The following is a 4,962-nucleotide window of genomic DNA, read 5'->3' as shown; positions in this document are numbered from 1 at the left end:
CCGCCGGGCACGGCGGCGAACGCGGCCGTGCCGTCCGGGCCGACGATCACGGGCTGGAGGTGGCCCGCCCGGGCCATGGTGCAGTGCCCGGACGCCGGGTCGTAGATCGCGTAGAGGCAGGTGGCTCCGGTGACCGCGTTCTCCGCTTCGTCGGTGGACTCGTCCTGGTCGATGCGCGCCACCAGCTCGTCCAGGTGCCACAGCAGTTCGTCCGGCGGGAGGTCGAGGCTGGAGAAGTTGTGGACCGCCGTGCGCAGGCGCCCCATGGTCGCCGCCGCGTGCAGGCCGTGCCCCACCACGTCGCCGACGACGAGTGCGACCCGGGCCCCGGGCAGCGGGATGATGTCGAACCAGTCACCGCCGACCCCGCCGAGCCCCCCCTGCCCCGCCTGGGCGGGCAGATAGCGGTACGCGGCGTCGATGGCGCTCTGCTCGGGCAGGCCGCGGGGCAGGAGGCTGCGCTGGAGGGTGACCGCGACGGCGTGCTCGCGGGAGTAGCGCCGGGCGTTGTCGATGCTGACGGCGGCCCTGGCGACGAGTTCCTCGGCGACGGACAGGTCCTCCTCCTCGAAGGACTGGGGGTCCTCCGCGCGCCAGAACATGGCGACACCCAGAATGAGGCCGCGGGCCCGCAGGGGTACGGCGATCATCGAGTGGAACCCGTGTTCCAGCAGGCCGGCGGCCCGGGCCGGGCTCGCCTCCTGCCAGCCGTTCAGTGCCGCCAGATCGGCGTCGAGCACCGCCTCGCCCCGGATCAGGGCGGCTCCCAGGACGGTCTCCGTCCTGAAGCGCATCACCGATCCGGTCGGGAAGAACTCCGGGTTTCGCCGGCGGCCGCTGAGGGCGGTCCGCCGCATGTCGGTGATGGCCCCGGCCCGGGTGGGCTCCTCACCGCGCAGGACGTTCTCGGAGACGTCGACGGTCGAGTAGTCGGCGAACCGGTCCGTCGCGAAATCCGCCAGCTCCTCGCACGTCCGTACGACGTCGAGCACCGTGCCGATCTCCAGACCCGCGTCGTAGAGCAGCTTGAGCCGTTGCCGCGCCACGTCGGCCTTGCCCGAGAGTGCCTGGAGCTCGGTGGTGTCGCGCAGCGTGGTGACGCTGCCGGGCGGCCCGCCGTCGCGGTCCGTGGTCCGCTGGCTGACCGTCAGCAGCCGGTCCCCCGCCGGGTGGACCTCGTCGGTCGCCACACGGCCGGAGGCGAGCAGCCGGGTGGTGGCGTGGTCGAGGCCGAGTTCGGTGACGGGGCGGCCCTCGACGTCCGCCGGGAGGCCGAGGAGCCGCCGCGCCTCGTCGTTGGCCAGGACGATCCGGCCGTCGCCGCTCACGATGAGCACGCCCTCGCGCACGGAGTGCAGGACGGCGTCGTGATGTTCGTACATCCGGGTCATCTCGGCGGGGCCGAGGCCGTGGGTCTGGCGGCGCAGCCGCCTGCTGACGAGGGCCGTCCCGGCGGTGGTGAGGAGGAGGACGCCCGCGGCGGCGCCGAACAGGACGACGTACTGCTCCTCGACGACCCCGCTGACCCGGGCGATGGTGATGCCCGCGGAGACCAGCCCGATGACCTTGCCGTCCGAGCCGCGGACGGGCACCACGGCCTGGACGAGCGGGCCGATGGTGCCGTTGACCTGCTCGGTGACGACCTTGCCCTGGAGGGCGGGGCCGATCTCACCGACGAACCTCTTGCCGACGCGGTCGGGCAGCGGGTGGGTGTACCGGATCCCGTCGCGGCTGAGTACGACGACGAAGTCGACGCCGGAGCCCTTCCGTGCCGCCTCGGCCTTCGGCTGGAGCACCGCACTGGGGTCGGCCCCCTTCAGGGCGGCTTCCATGCCCGGGGCGTCGGCGAAGGTCTCGGCCACGGCGACCGACCGGTTGCGTGCCTCCCGCTCGCTGTCGGCCCGGGACTGGAGTACGAGCGCGGCCACGGCTGCGGTGACGAGCAGCACCACGATCGCCACCTGCAGGAGGAAGACCTGACCGGCGAGCGTTCTCATCCGGAGAAACGACCGCGGGCGGCCGGAGCGTGCGGCCATGCCCCCTTTTGTACACCCTCGTCCTACACCGGGCGAGCGGTGCGCGGCGGTCCGGACCGTGCCGGGTGTGATGCGGCCCGGCCACCCGCCGAGGGGGCCGGGAGACCCGCGGGCCGCGCCGGGCGGCCGAAGCGTACGGGGACCGCCCGGCGAGTGCAGGACGCTCACCGGGTCCCCGGCCATCACCGGGTCCCCGGCCAGGCGCGGCGGGCCGGCCGCCGTCACCGGGCCCTCGTCGCACTCCCCGGGCCGGGTGCGGTGCGGGGGCCGGCGGGGGTGGGCGCCGGGGAGGTGCACCGGCCGGCCGAGAAGGTGCCGTGCACGCCCGGCGGGCGGTCAGGAAGTGGTCGGGTGCGTCGGGTTCGGCGACCTGTTCCCCCACGCGGAGACTGTCCGGCTGTGCGCGCCACGCGGCCCGGGCCGGCGGCGCCTTGGCGTCGTCGAGCGCGAGGTGCCTGCCGTCGGCGGAGAGAAAGGTGCCGCAGTCGCGAACGATGTCCGGGGTGACGAACCGGTGGGACTTCCGCGCCCTTCCCCGGGCGACCGTCACGTGCTGCGGACCCGGGTCGAAATGGCCTGTTCCGCACGGTCGCGAAGGGGAGACACCGCGAGGGAGGGCATCGATTCCTTACTCGGGGGTAGGCCGATCGAGGGCCCTTGTTATACCGTCCGTCTAACAGGCGGCACGGAGCGCCGCTGCCCCCGCGCCGCCTCCGCCCTTCCCCGACCGCTCCCCCCGGTGGTCCCCATGTGCCTCCGGACTCAGGGCAGTTGACGTCCCGTCGGGGCTGAACCAGAACGAAGGATCCGTACGCGCGAACCGAGGAGCCGCACCATGGCAAGCAGCACCGTTCGACCCGGGCCCGAGGGCCGGCCCCAGGAGCACGACGTCGCCCGCCGGCTGCTCGATTCGGCCGCGATGCTGGCGTACGACCCCGCGACGGAGGTCGACTGGGAGACCCCGCTGGACAAGGACTTCCACGGCGCGAGCCCGGAGTGGAGCACCCTGTACGGCACGGCGTACTGGCACGAGATGACCGACGCCCAGCGCAAGGAGCTGACACGGCAGGAGGCCGCCTCGGTGGCCAGCACCGGGATCTGGTTCGAGATGATCCTCCAGCAGATGGTGCTGAGGGACGTGTACGCCAAGGACCCGACGAGCGCGGACGTCCAGTGGGCGCTCACCGAGATAGCCGACGAGTGCAGGCACTCGATCATGTTCGCCCGCGGCGCGCAGAAGCTCGGCGCCCCGGCCTACCGCCCGCACCGGCTCGCGGTGGAGCTCGGCAGGGCCTTCAAGACGGTCGCCTTCGGCGAGGCGGCGTACGCGGCGATCCTGGTCGCCGAGGAGGTCCTCGACGTGATGCAGCGCGACTGGATGCGCGACGAGCGGGTCGTCCCGTTCGTCCGGACCATCAACAACATCCACGTCGTCGAGGAGTCGCGGCACATGAAGTTCGCCCGCGCCGAGACGCGCAAGCACCTCGCCGGCGCCGGCCGGCTGCGGCGCCACATCCACGCCTTCGTGATCGCGGTGGCGTCCTACGTGATCGTGACCAGCATGGTCAACAAGGACGTGTACGCCAACGCCGGGCTCGACGCCGAGCGCGCCATCGGCGAGGCGAAGGCCAACGAGCACCACAAGTCGATGATGCGGTCGAGCTGTTCGGGCCTGATGGACTTCCTGGCCTCCGCCCGCCTGCTCACCCGGCCCGCGCTGGTGTTCTACAAGCGCGCCCATCTGATCTGAGCGGACGAGATGACCTACGCCATCACCCAGACGTGCTGCACCGACGCCACCTGCATCGCGGTGTGTCCCGTCAACTGCATCCACCCCACGCCCGAGGAACGGGACTTCGGCAGCACCGAGATGCTGCACATCGACCCGGGGTCCTGCATCGACTGCGGTGCCTGCGCGGACGCCTGCCCGGTGGACGCGATCTTCCCGGTGGAGAGCCTGATGGGCGCGCAGCGGGAGTACGGGCCGATCAACGCGGCCTACTACGAGGACCGGGAGCCCCCACCGGACACGGCCGGGCCGAACTTCCACCCGTGGGGCGAGCCGGTCTTCGAACGCACCCTGCCGTCGGACTTCGCACCGGTCCGGGTCGCCGTCGTCGGTACCGGCCCGGCCGGGATGTACACCGTCGAGGACCTGCTGCTGCACACCTCCGCCGAGGTGACGCTGATCGACCGGCTTCCGGTGGCGGGCGGGCTCGTGCGGTACGGCGTGGCGCCGGACCATCCGTCGACGAAGAAGGCCCAGGACGCCTTCGCGCGGTTCCACGCGCACCCCCGGGTGCGGATGCACCTCGGCCTGGAGGTGGGCCGGGACGTCTCGCACGGGGAGCTGGCGGCGCATCACCACGCCGTCGTCTACGCCGTGGGGGCGGGCGCCGACCGCAGGCTCTCGGTCCCCGGCGAGGACCTGGCGGGCAGCCTCTCCGCCCGGACGTTCGTCGCCTGGTACAACGCCCACCCGGAGGTCGCGCCGGACGCCGTGGACCTCTCCTCGGAACGGGTCGTGCTCGTCGGCAACGGCAACGTCGCCCTCGACGCGGCCCGCATCCTGGTGTCGGCCCCCGACGCCCTGGCCGGCAGCGACATCGCCGGCCACGCGCTGGAGGCGCTGCGGGCCTCTCCGGTGCGCGAGGTGGTGGTCCTGGGGCGGCGCGGGCCCGGCGAGGCGGCGTACACCCGGTCCGAACTGCTCGCGCTCCGGCACCTTCCGGGCGTGGAACTGGTGCTCGACGACCACGATCCGCGTTCCGGCGAAGCCGTCGACGCCGCGGCGACCGGGGACAAGGCGGCGGTGCTGCGGGGCGTGCGCCGGGAAGCGGTGGACTGGTCCGCCGCACCGCCCGCCGGCCGGCGCATCGTGTTCCGCTTCCACTCCGAGCCCGTGGAGGCCCTCGGTGAGGACCGG

At 73.1% G+C, this 4,962-nt stretch carries 3 protein-coding genes; 2 read left to right on the top strand and 1 reads right to left on the bottom strand.

Features of this window, described 5'->3' with window-relative positions; genetic code table 11:
• On the bottom strand, window positions 1–2,036 hold a 2,036-nt coding region (locus tag IH13_RS0107685; RefSeq protein ID WP_031082227.1), incomplete at its 3' end, for a SpoIIE family protein phosphatase.
• Between the two features lie 835 nt (window positions 2,037–2,871).
• Between IH13_RS0107685 and IH13_RS0107680 the strand changes: the two genes are divergently transcribed.
• Both IH13_RS0107680 and IH13_RS0107675 read left to right on the top strand, forming a co-directional pair.
• Window positions 2,872–3,786, top strand: a complete 915-nt coding sequence (locus IH13_RS0107680; protein ID WP_031082225.1) for an AurF N-oxygenase family protein — start codon at window positions 2,872–2,874, stop codon at window positions 3,784–3,786.
• Window positions 3,787–3,795: 9 nt separating this feature from the next.
• Window positions 3,796–4,962, top strand: a 1,167-nt coding sequence (locus IH13_RS0107675; protein WP_031082224.1) for an FAD-dependent oxidoreductase, incomplete at its 3' end; no start/stop codon positions are given.

Source organism: Streptomyces sp. NRRL WC-3549 (assembly GCF_000721935.1).
In the GTDB taxonomy this organism is placed as follows: Bacteria; Actinomycetota; Actinomycetes; order Streptomycetales; family Streptomycetaceae; genus Streptomyces.
This window is presented reverse-complemented; position numbering and strand designations above follow the sequence as displayed.